This window comes from Marivivens aquimaris, assembly GCF_015220045.1.
Taxonomy (GTDB): Bacteria; Pseudomonadota; Alphaproteobacteria; order Rhodobacterales; family Rhodobacteraceae; genus Marivivens; species Marivivens aquimaris.
The window spans coordinates 2,749,518-2,772,119 of the sequence record NZ_JADBGB010000001.1 but is presented as its reverse complement, the minus strand read 5'-3'; the positions used below and the strand labels follow the sequence as shown (position 1 = coordinate 2,772,119).

Genomic DNA, 22,602 nt, shown 5'->3' with positions numbered 1-22,602 from the left:
ACTCCTATTTGCCGATGCAGAAGCTGGAGAAGATCACGTCCAGCAAATCCTCGACATCAACACGTCCAACAAGCGATTCCGTCGCCCTCGCCGCTGTACGAATCTCTTCCGCGATAAGATCGGCCAACTCGGTCTGCGAGTCCACTAAACCCATCGCGAGGTCCAGCGCGTCACACCCCTTCAGCAACGCAATACGATGGCGTTCACGCATTGCAACGCCGATCCGCGCTGTTTTAAAGCGCAAGCGTTCTTCAATCACGCTCACCAGGCGATCAACGCCAGCGCCGGTTTTACCCGAAATCCCCAAGCCATCAGCCTTCTGATCATCATCTTTGGCGATCACCACAAGGCTGTCATTGCCGAAGTCATGTTCGACCTCAGACGGATCGAGAACCATGTAGATCACTAGATCTGCGGCCGCGGCACGCTGTTTGGCGATCCCGATACCAAGGCTTTCGACCACATCGTCGGTTTCGCGCAAACCGGCAGTATCGAGGATGGTGACCGGTAGGCCACCAAGGTCCATTCGAACCTCGATAACATCACGAGTCGTACCTGCGATGTCGGACGTAATGGCAGCCTGACGACCAGCGAGACGATTGAGCAGAGTCGACTTACCGACGTTGGGCGCGCCAACGATGGCAACCTCAAAGCCGTCGCGGATGCGCTCTGCCACGCGGACGCCATCGGCCTCGATTTGCATCTCATCGCGAACGGACGTCAGCAATTCCCGAACTTCGGGCATTACGTCGACGGGCACGTCTTCATCCACAAAATCGATGGTGGCTTCGACCAAAGCAGCAGCGCGTACCAACCGATCGCGCCAGCTTTCAACCTTGGTCCCCAAAGCACCCTGAAAGACGCGAAGTGATTGTTTTCGCTGAGCTTCTGTTTCAGCCTCAATGAGGTCGGCGAGGCCCTCGACCTGTGCGAGGTCGAGGTTCCCGTTCTCCAACGCGCGGCGGGTAAACTCGCCAGCTTCGGCATGACGCAGACCTTCGATTTCGGACAGCTCACGCAAAACCGTCGCCACAATCGCGGGTGAACCGTGCAGCTGGAACTCGACAACAGCCTCACCGGTGAAGCTCTTGCCTGGCTCAAACACCAGCACCAGCGCTTCGTCGATCAGATCGCCCTGCCCGTCTACAATCCGGCGGACGCCACGGCTTTTGGGCAGATCGCCAGACATGCGGCGTCCTGCCTCAAAGGCCAACGGGCCCGAGACGCGAACAACCGCAACGCCGGCTTTGCCTGACGCGGTGGCCAGGGCGTAAATGGTATCCATGTCCGCCCTCCGCGGATCAGGTGTTCATTGAGTCGAAGAATTCGCCGTTGGTCTTGGTCTGCTTCAGCTTGCCCATGAGGAATTCGATAGCATCGGTGGTACCCATCGGGTTGAGGATGCGGCGAAGCACATAGGTCTTCTGAAGGTCCTTCGGCGAGACCAGCAGGTCTTCTTTACGGGTGCCCGACTTGAGAATATCGATAGCCGGGAAGACGCGCTTGTCAGCAACCTTACGGTCAAGCACGATTTCCGAGTTACCCGTACCTTTGAATTCTTCGAAGATGACTTCGTCCATGCGCGAGCCGGTGTCGATCAGCGCGGTCGCGATGATGGTGAGCGAGCCGCCCTCTTCGATGTTACGGGCAGCACCGAAGAAGCGCTTCGGACGTTGCAGCGCGTTGGCGTCGACACCACCGGTCAGAACCTTACCCGAGGACGGGACGGTCGTGTTGTAAGCACGGCCAAGGCGGGTGATCGAGTCGAGCAGAATGACGACGTCGCGCTTGTGTTCGACCAGTCGTTTCGCTTTTTCGATAACCATTTCAGATACTTGCACGTGCCGGGTCGCCGGTTCGTCGAAGGTCGACGAGACGACTTCACCACGGACCGAGCGCTGCATGTCGGTGACTTCTTCGGGGCGTTCGTCGATCAGCAGAACGATCAGGTAGCACTCCGGATGGTTCTTTTCGATCGAGTGCGCGATGTTCTGAAGCAGAACCGTCTTACCCGTACGCGGCGGCGCCACGATCAGCGAACGCTGACCTTTACCGATCGGGGCAACGAGGTCGATGATACGGGCCGAACGGTCCTTGATCGTCGGATCCTCGATTTCCATGTTCAGGCGCTGGTCGGGATAGAGCGGCGTCAGGTTGTCGAACGCGATTTTGTGACGTGCACGCTCCGGATCTTCGAAGTTGATCTTCTCGACGCTGGTCAGCGCGAAATAACGTTCATTGTCGTTGGGCTCTTTGATGACACCCTCGACGGTGTCACCGGTGCGCAGCGAGTGCTGACGGATCATGTCGGGGGAAACGTAGATGTCATCCGGACCCGGCAGATAGTTTGCTTCGGGCGAACGCAGGAAGCCGAAGCCGTCCTGAAGAACCTCAAGCACGCCGTCACCGCCAATGACCCAATCGTCGTCGGCAAGTTCGCGCAGAATGGCAAACATCATGTCGCCCTTGCGCATGGTCGAGGCGTTCTCGATCTCCAGCTCTTCAGCCATCGAAAGGAGGTCTTTCGGGCTCTTGGCTTTGAGATCGGCAAGGTTCAAACGGTCTTGCGACATGGCATACCCTTTAGGGGCCATCCGGCCCGCGTTCGTTTTAGCAATATTCAGACAGATTCCTTCCCCGGACGGGGAGGCACCTCTATTAGCCCTGCCCTGCGGCGCGAGTCAAATTCAGAATTTAACGACGACCGAGATAACGATCACGATCATGAGAAGCGTCGGCAGCTCGTTCATCATCCGGTAGTTCCGACCGGTCAGGGTGTTCTCGCCCTTCATAAAGTCCTTACGGCGCTTTCCCAGCCACATGTGAAACCATGTCATGCCAATGACCGCGATAGCCTTCGTCCACGGCCATACGAAGCTCCAGTCGACGACTCCGGGCGTCAGGACCATCAGGAGCCCAAAGATCCACGTTGCGATCATAGCGGGGTTCATAATCGCTTTCAGGAGCAAGCGTTCCTGCTTCTGAAACAGGATGTCCATATCGCTGCCCTCGGGTACGCCTTCTCTTCTCGGCCCTTCGACGTGGTACACGAAGAGACGCGGGAGATAGAATATCCCTGCCATCCACGAAATCACTGCCATGATATGGATCGACTTGGTCCAAGGATAAGCCCAGCCAAGAAAGTCGTAAAAAGTGTCGAGCATGCGGTCCTCACGCTTTCCCTCTTAAATAATAAATAAAGAAAGAAAGATTGTAGTTGTTTGTTGGTAGTGTGGATAACTGGCTTATCGGGACTTCTCCACCAACTTATCTACATTTCCACAATGACTCACAGTCATGCAGATTCTTGTGGGAATCACTATCGGCCTTATTTTTAAGGCAGACTTGACTCGGTGAGTCGCGTTGACTCTTTTTGGCTGTGGAGTCTTTTGTCGATTCCCATCCACATACCCACAGGGCCGCTTTATCCCATCCCCATCTGTGAAACCTGTGATGGAATCGTGGTCGACTCAGAGGGTGTTTGCGTGGAAAGCTGTCAACGCCTAAGACGTCCACGAGTTATCGCTTCGAAATCACAGGGTTACCCCCGAAATTATCCACAATGACTGACCAGATCATCCTCGCCTCCGGATCGGAAATCCGTCAGACGCTCCTGCGTAACGCCAACATTCCGTTCGAGTCCGTTCTGCCACGGGTCGATGAAGAAATGATAAAGATGTCTCTTCAGGCGGAAGAGGCACACCCGCGCGACATCGCTGATGCGCTGGCAGAGGCAAAGGCCCGCAAGGTGTCCCAGAAGAACTCCGGCAAACTGGTGATCGGCTGCGATCAGGTGCTGGATTTCGATGGTCAGGTCCTGTCCAAGCCCGAGAGCCCCGAAGAGGCGCGCGCGCAGCTGAAAGCCATGCGCGGCAAAACGCACCGTCTGCTTTCGGCTGCTGTCATCTATAAGGACGCAGAACCGCTCTGGCGTCATGTCGGTGTGGTGCGCATGACGATGCGGGATTTCAGCGACGCTTACCTCGATGATTATGTCAACCGGAACTGGGACAGCATTCGTTGGACGGTCGGTGCCTACAAGATCGAGGAGGAAGGCATCCGCCTGATGGCCCGAACCGAAGGCGACTACTTCACGATCCTCGGGCTGCCGATGGTCGAACTGGTGAACTATCTGATCGTGCGGGGAGTACTGGACGCATGAGCGAAGAACGCATTCCGCTAGCCGGTGTCATCGGCTGCCCGATTTCCCATTCCCGCTCGCCGATCCTGCACGGACACTGGCTGAAGCGCTATGGGATCAAGGGCCACTACATTCCGATGCACGTCGAGCCTGACAATCTGGAACGTGTTCTGCGCACCATGCCCGAGATGGGTTTCGTTGGCTGCAACATCACCATCCCTCATAAGGTCTCCGCTCTAGAGATTGCGGATATGGTGTCCGACCGCGCCTCGCTGATCGGTGCCGCGAATACGCTGATCTTCCGCGCTGACGGCAAAATTCAGGCCGACAATACTGACGGCTATGGTTTCATGGCGAACCTGCGTCAGAAGGCACCTGACTGGGACCCGACAACCGGCCCTGCCCTTGTGCTCGGTGCGGGTGGGGCGTCGCGGGCTATTCTGACGGCGATGCTCGATGCCGGAACGCCGGAAATTCTGCTGACGAACCGCACCCGCACCAATTCGGACGCGCTGCGTGATGAATTCGGTGCCCGCATCCGCGTGGTCGAATGGGTCCACGCCGGTGCTGCGATGGGCGAATGCGATACGGTGATCAATACGACTTCATTGGGGATGAAGGGCGCGAACGAGTTCAAAGTGCCGACGAACCAACTGCGGTCTGGCACGCTGGTCACGGATATTGTCTACAACCCTCTCCGTACCAAGCTGCTGTACGAGGCAGAACAAATGGGCTGCGTGACCGTTGATGGCCTCGGAATGCTGCTGCACCAAGCTGTTCCTGGCTTCGAGCGCTGGTTCGGGAAGCGCCCCGAAGTCGACGACGATCTGCGCGCTGCGGTTCTGGGATGACGTGGAAGCTCGGCCTCACCGGTTCGATCGGCATGGGCAAATCGACGACCGCCAAGATGTTTCGCGACGAAAGCGTTCCCGTCTGGGACGCCGATGCGACGGTTCACAAGCTCTACCGCGTCGGCGGCGCGGCTGTCGGACCCGTCGGTGATGCCTATCCATCCGCGATCCGTGACGGTGCAGTTGACCGTAACGCACTAAAATCGCTTATTTCCGAAGACCCTATGGTCCTGAAAACGCTCGAAACCATCGTTCACCCGCTTGTCGCTGCCGACCGTGCGGAGTTTCTTGCCACCACCAACGCGCCGCTGGTCGTGTTCGACATTCCGTTGCTGTTCGAAACGGGCGCCGACAGTTGGCTGGATTCCGTCCTCGTCGTCACCGCCCCTGCCGATGTGCAGAAAGACCGCGTGCTTTCCCGTGGAACAATGACCGAGGACCAGTTCGCCCAGATCCTCGCGCGGCAGATGCCCGATGCCGAAAAACGTGAACGCGCCGACCACGTGATCGAGACCCTGACCCTAGACGGCACCCGCCAAGACGTGCGAAACCTGATCGCCGAACTGACAGAGCGGAGTTCCCATGCGTGAGATCGTACTCGATACCGAAACGACAGGCTTTGATCCCGACAGCGGCGATCGTCTGGTCGAAATCGGTTGCCTCGAGCTCCAGAACCACATGCCGACGGGGCGCACCTATCACGTCTACATCAACCCAGAACGGTCAATGCCTGCGGACGCGTTCAAGGTCCACGGGATTGGTCCCGACCTTCTGGAGCCGCCGCAGCCGCTGCAACCGGGTCAGGTGCTGCTGAAGGACAAGAAGGTTTTCCGCGAACACGCGCAGGATTTCCTGAACTTCATCGGCAACGCGAAGCTCGTCATTCACAATGCGGCGTTCGATATGCGCTTCCTCAACGCGGAGCTTGGTTGGCTGAACCTGCCGCAGATTCCGTGGGATCAGGCCATCGATACGCTGGCCATTGCGCGCAAGAAATTCCCCGGCTCTCCCGCATCGCTCGATGCGTTGTGCCGCCGGTTCGGCATCGACAACTCGTCGCGTACGTTGCACGGCGCGCTTCTCGACTCCGAAATTCTGGCCGAGGTCTATCTCGAACTGATCGGGGGGCGTCAGCCCGACTTCGGTCTGTCCAGCAATGCTGGAAGCGCGTCGGGCGGCGATACCGAGGACTGGCGGCCCAAGCCGCGTCCGAATGCTCTTCCTTCGCGGATTACCGAGGAAGAGGCCGCCGCCCACGCTGCCTTTGTCGACAAACTGGGCGACGACGCACTCTGGAAAAAGCTTAGTTAGCGACCGGAGCTTCGGCGCCTTCTGCCTTCTGCGCTTCCACGCGGCGGGCAAGTTCCTGACGGTAGATCGTCACGAAGTCGATCAGGTCGAGGTTCACCGGCGGGAAACCACCGTCACGGGTCACGTCGGAAACAACACGGCGCAGGAACGGGAAGGTCAGACGCGGGCATTCGATCATCAGGTAGGGGTGCAGCTGGTCTTCCGGCACGCCTTCGATGTGGAACACACCGGCGTAGTCAACTTCGAGGATGAACAGCGGCTCTTTGTTCTCTTTGGTCGACGAGTTGACCGTCAGCTTGGTGCTGACTTCGTACTGGTTTTCACCGCGCTTGCGAGCGTCCAGAGCGACCTTGACGGACATCTCGGGCTGCGGGTCACCCTTCAGGCCCTTCTGGGCGAGGATGTTTTCGAACGACATGTCGCGGATGTACTGAGCGACGATGCGGTTCTTGATTTGCGCCTGTTGCGGCTGCTGCGGATTGTCCGACATTTGTTGGCTCCCATAAATTCAAGTCGGAGACTGCTTATCAGTCCGACATGGTGGTGGCTAGTGGCGCGTCCAACCGGACGGATGGGTGGGCCGTTTTTCCGGATCTACCTCTACGAAATCGCCATCGATGGTGTCGCCGCGCTGCGGATCACGCGGTTCGCGCTGCATCGTCTGGCCATAGGTGAAGCTCTGAACCTTCACCTTGCCGCGCAAATATTTGTACACGGAAGTACGGACGGCGGGGATCAGCAGGGCAAAGCCGACCGCATCGGTGAAGAAACCGGGCGTCAGCAGCAGTGCGCCCGAAAACAGGATCATCGCGCCACCGGCGAGGTTTTCGCTCGGATCACGTAAATCGTTGAAGGACTGACGGAGGCGTAGCAATTCTTTTGCGCCCTCACGCTTCACAAGATTGGCACCGAGGATCGCGGTCAACAGAACGATGAGCAGCGTCGGCCACAGCCCGATAAGACCGCCAACGTTGATGAAAAGTGCGATTTCGATCAGCGGAACCGCGATAAATGCCAACAATAGCCACATGATAGGTCCTTTCTGCCCGAAGGTAGACTTGATCGGGCCTGTGACATACATAAGTGCGAGGCAACGAAATGGAATGCCCCCACTATCCCGAAGAGGTTTGGAATGAACTCTCCGCTTATCCAACTGCTGGTTCTTGCCGGCATTGCGATTTTTTTGATCATCAAGCTGCGGAGTGTTCTTGGTACTCGTGAAGGCTTTGAAAAACCGCCCGTTCGTGCCGATCAGGCCGCTGTCCAGAAACGTGCCGACTTCGAGGTGATCGAAGGTGGGCCGGACCGCGACATCGTGGACTACGTTCCCGAAAGCAGCCCGACCGCCAAAGCTCTGGCTGAAATGAAAAAGCAGGATCCCGAATTCACCGTTGGTGATTTCATTGGCGGCGCTCGCGGCGCTTACGAGATGATCCTCATGGCGTTCGAAAAAGGCGACATTTCCGACGTGCGTCCCTTCCTGTCGGCTGACGTCGACGAAGCTCTTTCGTCCGTGATTGCTGAACGCAACGCGCAGGGCCTGACCATCGACGCTGAATTCCTTGGTGTTTCCGAGGTTGCCATCCAGCACGCTGAGTATGATCCGACCACCAAAGAGGCTGAGATCACCATGCGTATGACTGGTGAATTCACCTACACCGTGCGAAACGCCGAGGGTGAGATCGTCGAGGGCGGAGATAAAACTCCAAAGCGCCAGCGCGATATCTGGACTTTTGCGCGCCGCATGACCGAGAACGATCCGAACTGGACGCTCGTCGCGACCGACGAATAATAGAAGCCGGAGGCCGATATGGCTCACGCCACATACAGGCTTCTGACATTTTCCGAATTGAATGGATGGGCCGAGGACGATCACGCCGCGGCCCTTTCTGTTTTCAGAAACACGGCCGATCTGCTGGGGCCCGATTGGGCTGATTGCGTTGTAGCGTTGGATGGCGCTGAAGATGCGCGCATGTATTTCGAAACGCACTTCGTGCTTGTCGAAATTACCGACGGCAACCCTGCCCTGTTCACCGGCTATTTCGAACCCGAACTGTCCGGCAGTCTGACGCCCGATGACACCTACCGTCATCCGCTCTATCGCCTGCCCGAAGGCGACCTACCGACCCGCGCGGAGATTGAAGACGGTGCTCTGGCTGGTCGCGGGCTCGAACTCGTGTGGCTCTCCGATCCCGTCGAAGCGTTCTTCCTCCATATCCAAGGCTCGGGGCGCGTGACTTTGCCCGATGGTGGCACCCTGCGTGTCGGCTTCGCAGCAAAGAACGGCTACCCCTATCAATCCGTTGGCAAAAAGCTGATAGACGCAGGCAAGATTGACCCGACAGAGATATCGGCCGAGCGCATCAAGGACTGGATGCGTGCTCACCCGACCGACGCTAAAGAACTGATGCGACAGAACCAGAGCTACGTCTTTTTCCGCGAACTGGATGTCCCGCCCGAGAGCGGACCCATTGGCGTGATGGGCCGTAGCGTGACGGCCGGTCGTACGATTGCGGTCGATCCAGAATACAATACCTACGGCGCTCCGGTTTGGATCGAGAAAGACGCGCCTGACGCTATCGCCAGTTTGATGATCGCCCAGGACACTGGCGGAGCCATCAAAGGAGCACAGCGCGCGGACATCTTTGTCGGCACTGGTGCAAAGGCAGGACATATCGCGGGCAGCTACCAGCAGTCGGGCCGCATGGTCGCATTGCTGCCGTGCAAGCTGGCCGAGGGGCTCATCTAATGGCCCGCCGTCCGCGTCATATCTCGCAGGAAGAGAAGGACCTCTGGGACCTCGTTGCGAAACGGGTGACCAAGCTCGACCCGACCCGCAAAAAAATCGACGCGCCCGAAGCGATGCCTGCCCCGCTCTCGAAGAAACGGGAACCCGTGGCGCCTTCGCCGCTGCCAAAATTCCGCGTCGGTCAGAAATCCAAAGGTCGCAAAGCAGACGACCTTGCCGCGCCGATTGCTGACGCGCTTCGTTCCGCGCCGCTGTCGATGGACCACAAGACGCACCGCAAAATGACCCGCGGCAAGATCGTGCCGGACGGCAAACTCGACCTTCACGGCATGACCATCGCCGAGGCGCACAGCGAACTTATCGCGTTTGTCCTGTCGTCCTTCGAGATGGAGCGCCGCCTGCTGCTCGTCATCACCGGCAAGGGCAAGGACCGCGACGAAGGCGGACCGATCCCGACGCGCATGGGCGTTCTCCGCCATCAGGTGCCGCAGTGGCTTCGCCTACCGCCCCTCAATCACGTTGTTTTGCAAGTTACGCCCGCCCACGCCCGACACGGTGGACACGGCGCTTATTACATCTACCTCAAGCGAGTGCGCTGAGAGGGCGCACTATTTGAGGTGCGGATACTGTGTCGAAATCCATTTGTGTGATTACCAACCCGAAATCGGGAACGAATAGCAATGACGCGAATGCTATTGATCGCGTGATGGCTATTCTGGGCGACCAAGCCCAGCTGATCGAAACCGACCCCGAGAGTGGTTTCGAAGGTGCCGTCGAAAAGGCGCTGGAGCAAGGCTGCGCGACAATCGTCGCTGCGGGCGGTGACGGCACCATCGTGGGCATCTCGTCGCTGCTGCTCGACAAGGATGTGACGATGGGCGTTCTGCCGCTTGGCACGTTCAACTTCTTCTCGCGGGGATTGGGCATTCCCGAAGACCCCGAGGAAGCTGCCAAGGCGCTGCTGCATGGCGAGCCGAAGAAGATCTCTGTCGGGTCGGTGAACGGTCAGATTTTCCTCAATAACGCCAGCCTCGGCGTTTATCCGGTGATCCTGAAGAACCGCGAGGCGACCTATAAACACTGGGGTCGTTCGCGGATCGTTGCACATATCTCCATGCTCAAGACGTTCCTGCAGTTCGATCGAGTGCTGAAAATCCGCATCATGTCGGAAGGCGTGCAAAAGACCATCGAGACCCCGCTCGTGTTCGTCGCGCGCTCTTCCTACCAGCTTGATATGTTCAACCTCGAAGGCGAGGACGCCATCAAGGATGACAACTTCGCCGTCTTCACCGCTGTCAGCCAAGGCCGCTTTACCATGCTGAAAAACGTTTGGCGTCTCGTGCGCCGCACGATGCAGCAGGGCCGCGACTTCGACCTTTACAAGGTTCAGGAGCTCGATATCGACACAGGCCGCAAAGAAGAACTTGTCGCGTTCGATGGCGAGAAGGCCAAAATGAAAACCCCGTTAGAGTTCCGTATGCACACCGATGCTTTGCGGATCCTTGTCCCCAAGGAAGGTGCATGAAACGCGTAATCCATATTTCCGACCTCCACTTCGGCAAGATCAGAGACGAGCTTGTCGATCCGCTTGTGAAGACGATCAACGATCTGAAGCCCGACCTCGTGTGTGTGTCGGGTGACTTCACCCAGCGCGCGCGCCGTTCGCAGTTCGCTGATGCGCGTCAGTTCCTCGACCGTATCGAAGCGCCGACACTTTCGGTGCCGGGCAATCACGACACCCCGCTGGAAAACCTGATCGAGCGTTTCTTTCGTCCGTTCCGCCGGTACAAGAAGGCGATCAATCAGGATCTGGAGCCGACGTTCTCGGACGACGAAATCCACGTGATTGGTGTAAACACGGTGAACCGTTTTGCGCACCAGCGCGGCAAAGTTGGATCGCACACGGTTAAGCGCATCTGTGACACGTTCCAGAGTAAGCCTGATGACCGCTGCCGCATTGTGGTCCTGCACCACCCTCTCGAACACCTCACAGAGACGGACAAACGTCTGACCTCCGGTGCTGCCAAAGCGATTGAGGGCCTCAGCGAGTGCGGCGCTGACGTGCTGCTGTGTGGCCACTTGCATACGACGGTCACGTCACCGTTCACCGCCGCGCCGGGCTTGCTGCTCGTTCAGGCAGGCACAGGGCTGTCGTCCCGCCTACGCGGCGAGGAAAACACGTTCAATCTGCTGACGGTGGAAGGTGCGAAGCTCAAGATCGAGCGGTTCGCGGCGGGCGAGACGCCCGAGTTCGCTGTCGACGAAACCCGAGATTTCGAGTTCGTCGACAACGCTTGGGTTCATCAGAGCACGTAACGGCTCATGTCGGCGGACCGGCTGAGTTCGCCGACGTTCTTTTCAACGAATGCAGCATCGACGGTGATGTGCTCGCCCGAACGGTCCGGCGCGGTGAAGGACAGTTCTTCAAAAACGCGCTCCATGATCGTGTAGAGGCGGCGCGCACCGATGTTTTCGATGTTGCGATTTACGTCGGCAGCGATCTTGGCCATCGCCTCGATCCCGTCAGGCGTGAACTCCACCGTCACCTCTTCTGCACCCATCAAAGCCGCGTACTGACGTGTCAGCGCGTTGTCGGTCTCTGTCAGGATGCGAACGAAGTCGCCTTCGCTCAGCGCGCCGAGTTCAACGCGGATCGGCAGACGGCCCTGAAGTTCGGGGAGCAGGTCCGACGGTTTGGCAACGTGGAACGCACCCGAAGCGATGAAAAGGATGTGGTCGGTTTTGACCGCACCGTGCTTCGTCGAAACGGTAGTACCTTCGATCAGCGGCAGCAGGTCGCGCTGAACGCCTTCACGGCTGACATCAGCACCGCGGGCTTCGGCGCGGGCGCAGACCTTGTCGATTTCATCGAGGAACACGATGCCGTTCTGTTCGACCGCTTCGATAGCGGCCTTTTTCACGGTCTCGTCGTCCAGCAGTTTGTCTGCCTCGTCAGAGATCAGGACTTCGTAGCTTTCAGCCACGGTCATCCGCTTCTTCACATTGCGCTGGAACGCTTTGCCGAACAGATCGCCAAGGTTCATCATGCCGCCCATCTGCGGTTGGCCAGGAACCTCAAAGCCGCCCATTGGGTTCGACGTGTCGGCAACCTCAATCTCGATGATGTGGTTATCCAGCTCACCGCTCCGCAGTTTTTTGCGGAAGGACTCGCGGGTACCCTCGCGGGCATCGACGCCGGCAATAGCCTCGACGACACGTTCTTCGGCCGCTTTGTGGGCATTCGCTTTGACGTCTTCACGCATCCATTCGCGGGTATCGTTGATCGCAGTGTCCACCAGATCGCGGACGATCTGTTCGACGTCACGACCGACGTAACCAACCTCGGTAAACTTGGTGGCTTCGACTTTGATGAACGGTGCGCGGGCCAGTTTGGCAAGGCGGCGGCTGATTTCGGTTTTACCGACGCCAGTCGGTCCGATCATCAGGATGTTCTTGGGGTACACCTCGTCACGGAGGTCATCACCCAGTTGCTTGCGGCGCCAGCGGTTCCGCAGGGCGACTGCGACGGCGCGCTTGGCGTCTTGCTGCCCGATGATAAAGCGATCGAGTTCGGAAACGATTTCGCGCGGGGTCAGATCGGTCATGGCATCCTCTTAATTTCAGGACCGATCTAGGTACTGCGAAAGAGAAATCCAACCCGATTGTCCAAAACGGTCTATGTATATACGCTAAGAGCAGCTTCAGGAGGGTAATGATGAGCGTCGAGCCGCCGAAAATCCGCAAGATCGTCCGTCGTATCCCGACGACCCAGCCGACCGTTGAACACGTCGCGCCGGTTGAGGAGCCAGAACGTGCTGCCGAACCCGAGCCGCAACAATACGCGGCCCCTGATGAGCCGTGGCTGCGCGAAGAGCCCGAGATGCCGCAGACAAAGCAGGCCATCTCGCTTCGTGTCGATCGTGATGTGCTGGATTACTTCCGCGATGGCGGAAAGGGATATCAGACCCGCATGAACGCTGTCCTGCGGGCCTATATGAACGCGAAGAAGTAGTTACTTCGCGATTTTCTCGATGGTGAGTTTGCCGTTGGTGTAGACGCAGATGTCGGCAGCGATAGCCATAGCTTCGCGCGCAACGGTCTCTGCATCCTTATCGCTGTCCATCATCGCACGGGCCGCAGCGAGCGCGTAGTTACCGCCCGAACCGATGGCGGCCACGTCATGTTCCGGCTCCAGCACGTCGCCAGCACCGGTGATCACGAACAGATCGGTGCCGTCGGTCACGATCAGCATGGCTTCGAGCTTCTGAAGGTATTTGTCCGTGCGCCAGTCCTTTGCAAGCTCCACGCTTGCGCGCATCAACTGACCGGGGGTGGCTTCGAGCTTCTTTTCCAGACGTTCCAGCAGGGTGAACGCGTCAGCGGTCGACCCGGCAAAGCCGCAAACCACATCCTGACCACCAGGGGACAGGCGGCGAACCTTGCGCGCAGTGCCTTTGATCACCGTCTGGCCCAGCGAGACCTGTCCGTCACCGGCAACGACGACTTCGTTGCCTTTGCGCACGCCAATGATCGTCGTGCCATGCCATCCGGGGAATTCGTTATCGGCCATTCGGGCTCTCCTGTCTTTTGCCGGAATATGGTTAGCCGGCGGCACAGGTGCAACCCGCGTGCTCAACTCTCAGCGCAAAGAAGCCGCCTGAACTATGAGAGTGCCCGTAATCTTTTCCGACGTATAAAAAACAAAAGGCCCGCTCACCTCATCAGGTCAGCGGGCGCTTTCATAGAATTTTATGCGTGCTTAGATCGAGGACTCGATCCAGCTTTGCAGAGCGGCTTTGGGAGCAGCGCCTGCCTTGTTCGACTGGACTTCGCCGTCCTTGAAGATGAACAGAGCCGGAATGCCGCGAACGCCGAGCTGGGCTACGGAATTCGGGTTTTCGTCAACGTTCACTTTGACGATTTTGACCTTACCGGCCATCTCGTCCGACAGCTCTTCCAGAGCGGGGCCGATCATGCGGCACGGGCCACACCATTCTGCCCAGAAGTCAACGAGGACCGGAACATCGGACTGACGCACTTCGGCGTCAAAGGTTGCATCGGTTACAGCTACGGTAGCCATTTGAAAATCTCCTGCGGTGTCGGAGGCAGAACGTAAGGATGCCTCAAAGGATGGTCAAGCTATGGCACAGCGATGCAATGCCGCCATGACGAGATCGTCTGGCATTTCCATCAGCAGCGGTCCCGCAGTCCAGAGGATTGCGGTCTTCACCTCGTGGTCTGGATAGATCTGACGCAGCGCCGAGAGGTAGGCGCCGAGCTGGCGTTTGATACCATCAGGCACCGCCTGTGGGCTATCGGGGATCGCACGGTTGGACTTGTAATCCACGCAAAGCACGGTGTTTTCGGACACAACCAGCCGGTCGATGGTGCCGTGGATGCGCTCGCCGTCCAGCTCGGGCAGATCGGCGGTCACTTCGACTTCTGCCAGAACCGGACCTGCGAAAAGGTGCGCGAAAGCGGGGTCATCAAGCATCGCGATCACATCTTCGGCAAAGATATGTCGGTCCGCAATGTGCGCCGTATCCGTATCGGCGTTGATCAAAGTTTCAGCAATCTCCCAGCGCTCGTCTGCTTTGTATTGCGGCAGATGCTCAAGAAGCAGGTGGATGAGCCGCCCGCGCGCCTTCGCGGTTTCCTCATCATCATCAATGAACTCGGCCGGAAGCGCCTTCGCTCCGCCAAGGTCGGACGGCGACAGCGTCTTTTTCCGTGCGGTCGGCGCATCGACAACGGGTAGGTCGGGCGCTGTGACAACGGGCGGCTGCGGTCGCTCGCCATCGACCAGCGGCAAGCCATCCCAGTCGTGCATCTGGTAGCGGTTAACGCTCTGACCGATGATGGTGATCGGCGTTGCCCCAACATGCCCCATCGCGTCCGAAATGAGCCCATGCCACATCTCAGGATCTTTGACCGAGTTGGAGGCGCCAAAGACGACCAGCCACTTTTCGGCGCGGGTCATCGCCACGTACAGCAAGCGTCGACGCTCGCGGGCGGTGGCATCCTGCATCTGTTCGTAATGACCAACAAGGTCTTCTGGCGTCTCGTCCTTGGACATCTTCCAAAACGCGCCATCCTCGGTGCGGATCACCTCGTCCTTGACCTCGTTCCTGCGGCCAGCGGTCTCAGGCAGGATGACAATCGGAGCCTCCAGACCCTTCGAGCCATGCACCGTCATCACGCGGATTTCGTCGCTGGCGGAGTCCATCTGGCGCTTCACTACGATCTCTTCTGCGTCCATCCAGTGCAGGAACCCCGTGAGGCTCGGCGTCGATGACCGCTCATAAGCCAGCGCTTGAGCAAGCAGCGCATCGATGGCATCCTCGGCTTCGGCACCAAGCTGGCCCACGAGTTTGCGGCGCCCGTCATGGCGAACCAAAATGCGGGAAATCAGATCGTAAGGGCGCAAGAAATCAGCCTGCCCACGCAGATCGTTCAGGATAGCCAGCGTGTCGGGGAAGCGGTCGGCCTTGCCGCGCAAAACGCGCCAGAGGTCATCGACGGTCTTCTTTTCTTTACCGTCCTTGTCCATCAGAACCCGTTCGCGCCCTTGTGCAATCGAGTACAGGTCCTGTTCGGTCCAGCCAAAAAGCGGCGATTTCAGCGCGGCAGCCAGCGACAGGTCATCTTCGGCCAGTGCGAGGAAAGACAGCAGCGCAAGGATATCCTTTACCGCGAGTTGTTCGGTCAGGGTCAGGCGGTCCGCACCCGCAATCGGCAGACCAGAGTCCTTACACGCGCGAATGATCTCGCGGAACAGTTCCTTGCGGCGCTGAACGAGGATCAGGATATCACCAGGACGGACGGGACGGCGTACAAACGTGCCGCGCTCGTCGCCATCGGTCGGGATGGTCTCGTATTCCAGCATCCGCTTGATCTCGTCCGCGATCTGGCGGGCAAGCTGCACTTCGGTGTCGGTTTCTTTGACCTTGTCGACAGGATCGTACCACTCGCCCGGTTCTTCTTTTTCCGGCGGTTCGATCATCGGCCAGACATCGACACGTCCGGGAAGCACGTCCTTGAACGCGATATGGCTGACCTTGGCTTCCAGCCCCTCGGCCCGCTCACCGGTGAAGGTCTGGTCGACCAGCGACAGGATCGCGCTGGAGGAACGGAACGAATGCTGAAGCTCGGTCGTGCGCAGCGGGGTGGGTGTTTCTTTCAAAGTTTCGCCGAAATAGTCTCTTTTCCGGTCGAATTCTTCAGGGTCGGCTCCTTGGAACGAGTAGATCGACTGCTTCTTGTCACCGACGACAAAAATCGTGCGCGGACGGTCCGAACGCGCACCCTCACCGGCGGTGAATTCACGGGAAAGCGCGTCGATGACCTGCCACTGTTCGGGGCTGGTGTCCTGCGCCTCATCCACGAGGATATGGTCGATCCCGCCGTCGAGTTTGAACAGCACCCAAGCGGCCTTGTCCCGCTGGGTGAGCAGCTCATTCGTCTTTGCGATCAGGTCGTCGAAGTCGAGCAGACCGCGCAGCAGCTTCTGTTCTTCATAGGCAGGGATGAACAGCCGCGCGAAGTCATGCAGCGCGATGGCTTTCTGCATGGCCGCGATGGCAATGCGCTTCGGTCGGACTTCCTGCACACGCTCCATCAGGTCGTCGAGCTCACCGCCCAGCGCGTCGTGTTTCGCGCGCAGATCCTTGGTCGGGATTTTGCCCACCTTGGCGGTGAACGGCTCTTTCGCGCCCTTGCCGGTTAGGAAGACGCCTTCCATCAGGATCTGGTCGGCAGCCGTGATGGAGCCTGCCGCGCTGAAGTCCTGTAGGGCCGTGGCGGCTTTGATGTCGGTCGATTTGCCGGTGGCAAACACCTTCACCGCGGCCTCGACCGTCTTACGATCCTTGTCGTCAAAGGCATCATCCAGAAGCGACCACATCGTCATGCCCGCAGGAACACCGAACATCTTGGCCAGCTCGTCACGAGTGATCGGCGCAGCAAAGTGGCGCTTGTGCTGGATGACCTCCTTTGCGAGCTTCAGAAGCTGCTGGTCGTGGACATAGCGCGAGACATTGTCGATCACGTCGCTCTTTGGACCGTCTGAGAGGGTGTCGAGCACCTCCATCCGCAGCAGTTCCGACGCGCGATCCTCCATCTCGGTGAACTGGGGCGACACCCCTGCTTCCAGTGGGAAACGCCGCAAAATGGACGAACAGAACGAGTGGATCGTCTGGATACGCAGACCGCCCGGCACCTCGATCGCGCGGGCAAACAGACGGCGGGCTTGGCGCAGCGTGTCCGAGCCGAAACTCTCGCCTGCACCCATGTCGCGAAGTTCGTCCGACAGACGCGCGTCGTCCATCATAGCCCAACTGCCGAGGCGCTTGAACAGACGGTTCTGCATCTCGGACGCGGCGGCCTTGGTGTAGGTCAGACAGAGAATGTTCTTCGGGTCCACACCATCAAGCAGCAGCCGCGCAACGCGGTCGGTCAGAACGCGTGTCTTGCCCGAACCCGCGTTCGCAGAAACCCATGTCGACGCACGCGGGTCGGCGGCAGCGATCTGGCGATTGGTGGCTTCATCCCTCATTTCAGCCGCTCCTTTTTCGGGGCGTGGGACATGTCCCATTCGCCGTAGCGCGACAGGTGGTCGTAGTCCGATCCGAACGCCAGTTTCTCGGCTGCCATCCGTGCGGTGTATCCCTTTTCTACATTGCGCCATGCTCTGATCAGGTCGAGGAACCGCGCCCATTCTTCTTCGGGCGGGGCATCTTCGAACGGCGCAGGCGTATCCTTACCGCTGCCCACCGCGACGAACTCCGCGGCCGCAGCAGTGCGCTTGCCGACGTTTTTGAACGCGCCGCGAGCAGCCATCGCCGCTTCGATCAGGAGTTGCTTATCAAAAGCTTTTTGCTGGTCTACAGTCGAAATAGAGCCTGTTTTGTAGTCGTAGAGGATCACTTCACCGTTCTCAGTCAGGTCGATGCGGTCGGCTTTACCGACTAGCTTCATATCCAGATCGGGGATATCCAACTCGCCCCACTCTTCGAACCATTCCGGCGTCCCGCTCGCCTGCCTGCGGATCTCACCGCGTAGGAATTTGTCCACGACACGCTCCATCTTCGCATACCAAAGCCGCCGCGCGGTGGGCCACGGGCACATCTCTGCAAGGCGGCTCCGAGTGATCTCCATGAGGCGGTCACGGGAGGCGGGGAGCGCGGGATCGTGGCCCTCTCGGATGAAATCCTCCAGCACCTTGTGAATGATGTCCCCCCGTAATGGGGCATCGGCTGTCGGCACCAGCGGATCGAGCTTTTTCAGCCCGAGCACACGCTTGGCGTAAATCGAATAGGGATCGCGGATCAGCCGCTGGATTTCTGTCACCGACAACTGCTTGGGCCGCGCATCAACGGGTGGCTGCGGCGAGGGGCGGTGGGCGTTTTCGGTACGAACGGCGGGTTGGCTCAGCACATGGGCCTCGGCAATCCACTTGGCGCCGCGTTCGCGCATTGCGGCCAGCGCCTTGCGGCCACCCTGATCCGGCAGACCGTCCAGCAGGTTTGTCAGACGGTTTACCCAGCGCGACGGCACGGTCTCCGCCTCGTCGGATCGGATCGAACGCGTGATCCACACCGTCTTTGCTGCGACGGCTTGCTGGTAGTCGTGCGCCGAAAGGCCGATGCGCCGTTCAGGCAGCAATAGACCCGCTTTCTGGCGCATCTCGCGGTTCAGCCACGGATCGGGCGACGGCGTTTCCGGCCAGACACCATCGTTCATCCCGCCAAGGATCACGAGGTCGGCGGATTGTACACGGGCTTCGAGCGCACCCCAGAACAGCACGTTGGAGTGCACCAGATCGGGGTTGCGGACCTCATTGGCCTGAAGGATCGACGACATCATCGTCAGGTAGTCGCGCGCGTTGATGTCGCCCGCGGCATCGGCCTGTTTCCCGAATTCCGACATGACATTGAGCGCTGTACGCCCCGCGCTTTCTTTCCAAAGCTCACCACTGTCGGATCCATTCGGTCCGGCGGCGAAGGCTTCGGTCAGGGCGATGTGTTTGGCAATGTGATCGACCAGCGGGCGCTCATGCGCACTGTTCTGCCACGCGATCGCGTCATCCAGCAGCTTGCCGACCCAATGCGCCCACGGCTGATCGGCCTCGACCTTGGCCCATTCGTTCATGCTCGCGCTGTCGGGATAGGCAGGCCCATAGCGGCGGATGTGCATTTCAAGCTTGTTGGTCAGACGGATATGATCGCCGCGTTCATTCGCTACGCCTGTCGCAACGAGCGGGTGTTTGAGCAGCGAGAGCAGCATCTCGCCCGTGATCTTCTCTGACAGCAACGCCGCCACCTGACGGAGCATACGGCCGGGGGCAGACAGATGCAGCGGATGACCGGCGGAGTCGTCGGGCTTGATGTTCCAGCGGTCCAAAGCAGCAGCAACCTGACGCGTCAGCATCCGGTCCGGCGTGATCAGCGCGGCCTTCAGCCCTTCGTCCATCGCGGCCCGCAGGCGCAGCGCAATAGTCTCGGCCTCGGCGCGAGGGGTCGGAGCCTCTACCAGCGTGACGCCGTCCATCGCGTGGTCCAGATCGCCCAGCGCAGGGCCATCGACGAGCCATTGGTCGGTCACGGGCGCTGGCCGCAGCGACAGCGACACGACCTTATTGCGGGCAGGAGCAAAGGGCACGGTGTCAGTCCAGCGCGCCAGATCGCGGATGTTCACCTCCATCCGGTCGAGGAAATGGCGGAAGCGGTACTGGGGGTGATCCTCCGACGTTGTCTTGTCGGTCATCCCGTCCCAAACGCTTGCTGGCATGTCGAAATCGACGCCAGGCAGGATAATCGCACCCTGCGGCAGGCGCGACACCGCATCCATAAACATCGCCGTCGCACCGCGCGAACCGGTCGAGCCCGCGACGATGATCGGATGGTCGGGTGGCTGGGCCTCCCAGCGTTCGATCAGCTGTTCGATCACCATCCGCTGACGTGCTTCGGTGTCGGGGGGCGTTTCGACGTGATCGTAAAACTGCGTAACGATGCGGATGAATTTCAGCGCGCGTTCCCAGTGACCAGAGCTATCCGCCACGTCGAGGTCGAGGATCGCTTCAGGCGGTACGCCTTCGCCGTGCATTTCATCCATGAGTGCCGCAAGGCTGTCGGAAAGATCGTAAAGGGCGGACCGCGGCGCCAGATCGGGCTCGCTTTCGAGCAGTGCTGAGACGAAACGCGACAGCTCCAGCCGCCGACGCAGCGGTGAAATCGGTTGCGGCAAAGTCGAAGACGCAGGATCGCGGGCGAGGTCCGTGACCAGCCTGACACGCGGCAACAAACGTGCCGGCCCCTGATCAAACACCTCGCGTAGACGGCGCTGCATACGGCGGGTGTTCAGGTAGACCTCGGTGCGGGCAATTTCGTGCGGAGCCATCCCGCCGAGCCGGTCGGTGATCCCCTTCGCAAGCTCCGACGCGAAATCAACGCCAGTGGGGAGACCGTAAATACGCGGTCGGTCGGTCGGTTGGAACATCATTGGCGCAACATTTCTTCGGCAATCGGAATACAATCAGGGCGGCCCACGTCACACCAGTTTCCAGTGTAGCGCAGACCATAGAGTGATCGCTCCTCCAGCAGGCGGTTCCACAGTTCCCACATGGAGAATGCGTCGGTTTCGACTTCGCTTCGACGGTCGGGTCGAATGATCTGACATCCCGTATAAATCAGACCCTGTCCTGGCGTAACACGCGAGTTTTTATCGACGACGAAATCGCCCTTTCCGACGTGGCCACGCGCATCTTGGGGGTCAATGAGCAGCAAGAGGCCGCCCATCTCATCCCGCCAAGCGGAGCGCAGCATGTCGAACGGGTTCGGCCCTTTCCACACGGCGTCGGTGTTCATCGTGAAAACAGGTCCGTCGCCCAACAAAGGCAGTGCCTTACGCAATCCGCCGCCGGTCTCCAGCAGTTGGTCGGTCTCATCAGAGATCATGACGCCATCAGCCACCGCATCACGGATCTGCCCAGCGCGGTAGTGGACGTTAACGACCTTCCGCTCGATGCCCTCGGCCATATCCATCGCGTGACGGAGGAGCGGCTTGCCTGCCACTTCGATCATCGGCTTGGGCCGATCGTCCGTCAGCGGCGCCATGCGCGTTCCCAGACCAGCGGCAAAGAACAGAGCGGCGTTTGGCGTCATCGGTCGAGCTCCGGTAGGATGATGCGGCGTAGTTCCGACAGTTCGGGATGCGCCAGATCGCATTTGAGATGGCCGATCACGCGGGGCATGAAGGCGGCGTATTTCGCTTTCCCATCGCGGCGGACGAGCCGGTGGAAAATCCCGAGGATACGCAGATTGCGCTGCACGGCAGTCACCGCAAAGCTGTGCTGGTCGATGCCGTCGGTCAATTCCTCGACCACAGCGTCCGAGACATCCCGCCGCACATCGCGGAGCAGCGAAACGAGGTCATAGTGCGGCTGAGCCAGTAGAGCGTCCTGAAAATCCAGAATGCCGACGCGGTCGGTACCTGTCAGATGTGGCCGCCAAATGAGGTTCTCGGCGTGGAAATCACGAAGCGACAACGCAGGCGGTTGATAGGTGTCGTTCAGAACATGCCGAAGCGCATCGAGCAATGGCTGCTGGCTCTCAGGGTTGATGAACCACTCTAAAACCTCGCCAACAAGGTTCGTGCCGACTTCGGGCGTCATTTCGGACAGCCCATCGGTGCGGGCGTCCCCGTAAGCTGCGATGCAGCGGGTCGCTTCGGCGTAAAGCTCCCGCTCGTCCGAGCCGTGATCGACCGCTTGGGCAAAATGGTACGGGCCAAGGTCTTCGATCACCGCGAAGCCCGTATTCTGATCAGAGGTATGAATGCGCGGCGGGCAGAGGCCTTTTTTACGCAGCAGACCCGCAATGCGGATGAACGGCGCGAGGTCCTCACCGCTGTCGGGCGGGGCGTCCATCAGGATGACGCTCTCATCACCTTTTGTCAGGCGTACATAGCTGCGGCGCGAGGCGTCACCGGCGATCGGTTCCTGCTGCCATTCGCTCCATTCGGTGCCGCGTAGGAAATCGAGGCGTTGGGCGATCCGGTCAGACACCGGCGGCCTCCAGCCTTGCGGTCCAGTTGTCGTCAGCGGCGAAAGTCACGCTATGTTCGTCGCTTGCTTTGAACTGCAACGTCAGCGCGGTTTTCGGCGCGAGGTCGGCGAGCCGGTCGGGCCATTCGATCAGGCAGATCGCTTCCTCGAACGCTTCCTCTAGGCCAAGTTCAACAGCCTCATCAGGATGGGTGAGCCGGTAGAGGTCGCAATGCCAGATATCGACCTCGTCCTCGTAGGTCTGGACCAATGTGAACGTCGGCGAGGGCACGTCTTCGTCATAGCCGAGCCGCGCACGGATCAGCGCCCGAGAGAACGCGGTTTTTCCCGCGCCGATATCGCCTTCCAATAGCAGCACGTCACCGGCGCTCAGCATTGGTGCAAAGCGCTGGGCAAGCGCAGCGGTATCGGTTTCGGACGGGAGCGTAATGGTGCGGGTCGTGGGCATGTTCACAACCTACGCACTCCCCCCGAACCTTCAAGTGAT

Annotated in this window: 22 protein-coding genes and 1 pseudogene; 10 read left to right on the top strand and 13 right to left on the bottom strand. The window is 59.4% G+C overall.

Annotated elements, in window-relative coordinates; all coding sequences use genetic code 11:
• Positions 1-4: 4 nt before the first annotated feature.
• From mnmE to IF204_RS13665, 3 genes are all read right to left on the bottom strand, one after another.
• The gene (gene mnmE / locus IF204_RS13675; RefSeq protein ID WP_194097656.1) at positions 5-1,285 is read right to left on the bottom strand and encodes a tRNA uridine-5-carboxymethylaminomethyl(34) synthesis GTPase MnmE; all 1,281 of its coding nucleotides are present in this window, start codon (positions 1,283-1,285) and stop codon (positions 5-7) included.
• 16 nt (positions 1,286-1,301) lie between these two features.
• Complete coding sequence (gene rho, locus IF204_RS13670; RefSeq protein WP_167636336.1) at positions 1,302-2,573, bottom strand: transcription termination factor Rho; 1,272 nt, start codon at positions 2,571-2,573, stop codon at positions 1,302-1,304.
• Positions 2,574-2,687: 114 nt separating this feature from the next.
• The gene (locus IF204_RS13665; protein ID WP_194097655.1) at positions 2,688-3,164 is read right to left on the bottom strand and encodes a CopD family protein; all 477 of its coding nucleotides are present in this window, start codon (positions 3,162-3,164) and stop codon (positions 2,688-2,690) included.
• A 398-nt stretch (positions 3,165-3,562) separates the two neighbouring features.
• Here IF204_RS13665 and IF204_RS13660 point away from each other — a divergent pair, with 398 nt between their 5' ends.
• The 4 genes from IF204_RS13660 to dnaQ are packed head-to-tail and all read left to right on the top strand — an operon-like array spanning position 3,563 to position 6,303.
• Positions 3,563-4,162, top strand: coding sequence for a Maf family protein (locus IF204_RS13660; RefSeq protein WP_194097654.1), 600 nt, complete (start codon positions 3,563-3,565; stop codon positions 4,160-4,162).
• Positions 4,159-4,992 (top strand): shikimate dehydrogenase, encoded by an 834-nt coding sequence (locus IF204_RS13655; protein ID WP_194097653.1) that lies wholly within the window; start codon positions 4,159-4,161, stop codon positions 4,990-4,992. The genes IF204_RS13660 and IF204_RS13655 overlap by 4 nt, the downstream gene beginning before the upstream one ends.
• Complete coding sequence (gene coaE, locus IF204_RS13650) at positions 4,989-5,582, top strand: dephospho-CoA kinase (protein WP_194097652.1); 594 nt, start codon at positions 4,989-4,991, stop codon at positions 5,580-5,582. The genes IF204_RS13655 and coaE overlap by 4 nt, the downstream gene beginning before the upstream one ends.
• Positions 5,575-6,303, top strand: coding sequence for a DNA polymerase III subunit epsilon (gene dnaQ, locus IF204_RS13645; RefSeq protein WP_194097651.1), 729 nt, complete (start codon positions 5,575-5,577; stop codon positions 6,301-6,303). The genes coaE and dnaQ overlap by 8 nt, the downstream gene beginning before the upstream one ends.
• Here dnaQ and secB read toward each other — a convergent pair.
• The gene (gene secB / locus IF204_RS13640) at positions 6,296-6,793 is read right to left on the bottom strand and encodes a protein-export chaperone SecB (protein WP_194097650.1); all 498 of its coding nucleotides are present in this window, start codon (positions 6,791-6,793) and stop codon (positions 6,296-6,298) included. The genes dnaQ and secB overlap by 8 nt on opposite strands.
• A 57-nt stretch (positions 6,794-6,850) precedes the next feature.
• Positions 6,851-7,333: an FxsA family protein gene (locus tag IF204_RS13635; RefSeq protein ID WP_194097649.1), complete on the bottom strand. Its 483-nt coding sequence runs from the start codon at positions 7,331-7,333 to the stop codon at positions 6,851-6,853.
• Positions 7,334-7,435: 102 nt separating this feature from the next.
• Between IF204_RS13635 and IF204_RS13630 the strand changes: the two genes are divergently transcribed.
• From IF204_RS13630 to IF204_RS13610, 5 genes are read left to right on the top strand one after another with little or no spacing between them, the layout of a single operon-like run.
• The gene (locus tag IF204_RS13630) at positions 7,436-8,095 is read left to right on the top strand and encodes a Tim44/TimA family putative adaptor protein (protein WP_194097648.1); all 660 of its coding nucleotides are present in this window, start codon (positions 7,436-7,438) and stop codon (positions 8,093-8,095) included.
• Positions 8,096-8,113: 18 nt separating this feature from the next.
• On the top strand, positions 8,114-9,052 hold the full coding sequence (mltA, locus tag IF204_RS13625) for a murein transglycosylase A (RefSeq protein ID WP_194097647.1): 939 nt from the start codon (positions 8,114-8,116) through the stop codon (positions 9,050-9,052).
• Positions 9,052-9,651, top strand: coding sequence for a Smr/MutS family protein (locus IF204_RS13620; protein WP_194097646.1), 600 nt, complete (start codon positions 9,052-9,054; stop codon positions 9,649-9,651). The genes mltA and IF204_RS13620 overlap by 1 nt, the downstream gene beginning before the upstream one ends.
• 29 nt (positions 9,652-9,680) lie before the next feature.
• Entirely contained in the window at positions 9,681-10,577 is an 897-nt protein-coding gene (locus tag IF204_RS13615; RefSeq protein WP_194097645.1) for a diacylglycerol/lipid kinase family protein, read from the top strand.
• Positions 10,574-11,368, top strand: a complete 795-nt coding sequence (locus tag IF204_RS13610) for a metallophosphoesterase family protein (protein WP_194097644.1) — start codon at positions 10,574-10,576, stop codon at positions 11,366-11,368. Before IF204_RS13615 ends, IF204_RS13610 begins: the two co-directional genes overlap by 4 nt.
• On the opposite strand, the gene hslU is transcribed toward IF204_RS13610, so the two are convergent.
• The gene (hslU, locus tag IF204_RS13605; protein ID WP_194097643.1) at positions 11,356-12,657 is read right to left on the bottom strand and encodes an ATP-dependent protease ATPase subunit HslU; all 1,302 of its coding nucleotides are present in this window, start codon (positions 12,655-12,657) and stop codon (positions 11,356-11,358) included. The two genes, IF204_RS13610 and hslU, sit on opposite strands and share 13 nt — an antisense overlap.
• Before the next feature lie 110 nt (positions 12,658-12,767).
• Here hslU and IF204_RS13600 point away from each other — a divergent pair, with 110 nt between their 5' ends.
• Positions 12,768-13,064 carry a BrnA antitoxin family protein gene (locus IF204_RS13600; protein ID WP_194097642.1) on the top strand — a complete coding sequence of 99 codons (297 nt, stop codon included), beginning with the start codon at positions 12,768-12,770 and terminating at the stop codon, positions 13,062-13,064.
• On the opposite strand, the gene hslV is transcribed toward IF204_RS13600, so the two are convergent.
• The 7 genes and pseudogenes from hslV to tsaE all read right to left on the bottom strand — a co-directional run bounded on the left by hslV (position 13,065) and on the right by tsaE (position 22,563).
• Positions 13,065-13,622: an ATP-dependent protease subunit HslV gene (hslV, locus tag IF204_RS13595; protein WP_228069201.1), complete on the bottom strand. Its 558-nt coding sequence runs from the start codon at positions 13,620-13,622 to the stop codon at positions 13,065-13,067.
• Between the two features lie 189 nt (positions 13,623-13,811).
• A pseudogene (gene trxA, locus IF204_RS13590) lies at positions 13,812-14,147 on the bottom strand (thioredoxin); the annotation flags it as partial.
• Between the two features lie 39 nt (positions 14,148-14,186).
• Positions 14,187-17,606 (bottom strand): double-strand break repair helicase AddA, encoded by a 3,420-nt coding sequence (gene addA / locus IF204_RS13585; protein ID WP_194097641.1) that lies wholly within the window; start codon positions 17,604-17,606, stop codon positions 14,187-14,189.
• A complete protein-coding gene (gene addB / locus IF204_RS13580) occupies positions 17,603-20,551 on the bottom strand; it encodes a double-strand break repair protein AddB (protein ID WP_322743287.1) in 2,949 nt (982 codons plus the stop codon). Before addB ends, addA begins: the two co-directional genes overlap by 4 nt.
• Positions 20,548-21,213, bottom strand: a complete 666-nt coding sequence (locus IF204_RS13575; RefSeq protein ID WP_194097640.1) for a nucleotidyltransferase family protein — start codon at positions 21,211-21,213, stop codon at positions 20,548-20,550. The genes addB and IF204_RS13575 overlap by 4 nt, the downstream gene beginning before the upstream one ends.
• A complete protein-coding gene (locus tag IF204_RS13570; RefSeq protein ID WP_194097639.1) occupies positions 21,210-22,115 on the bottom strand; it encodes an aminoglycoside phosphotransferase family protein in 906 nt (301 codons plus the stop codon). The genes IF204_RS13575 and IF204_RS13570 overlap by 4 nt, the downstream gene beginning before the upstream one ends.
• Entirely contained in the window at positions 22,108-22,563 is a 456-nt protein-coding gene (tsaE, locus tag IF204_RS13565; protein WP_194097638.1) for a tRNA (adenosine(37)-N6)-threonylcarbamoyltransferase complex ATPase subunit type 1 TsaE, read from the bottom strand. The genes IF204_RS13570 and tsaE overlap by 8 nt, the downstream gene beginning before the upstream one ends.
• Positions 22,564-22,602: the final 39 nt, after the last annotated feature.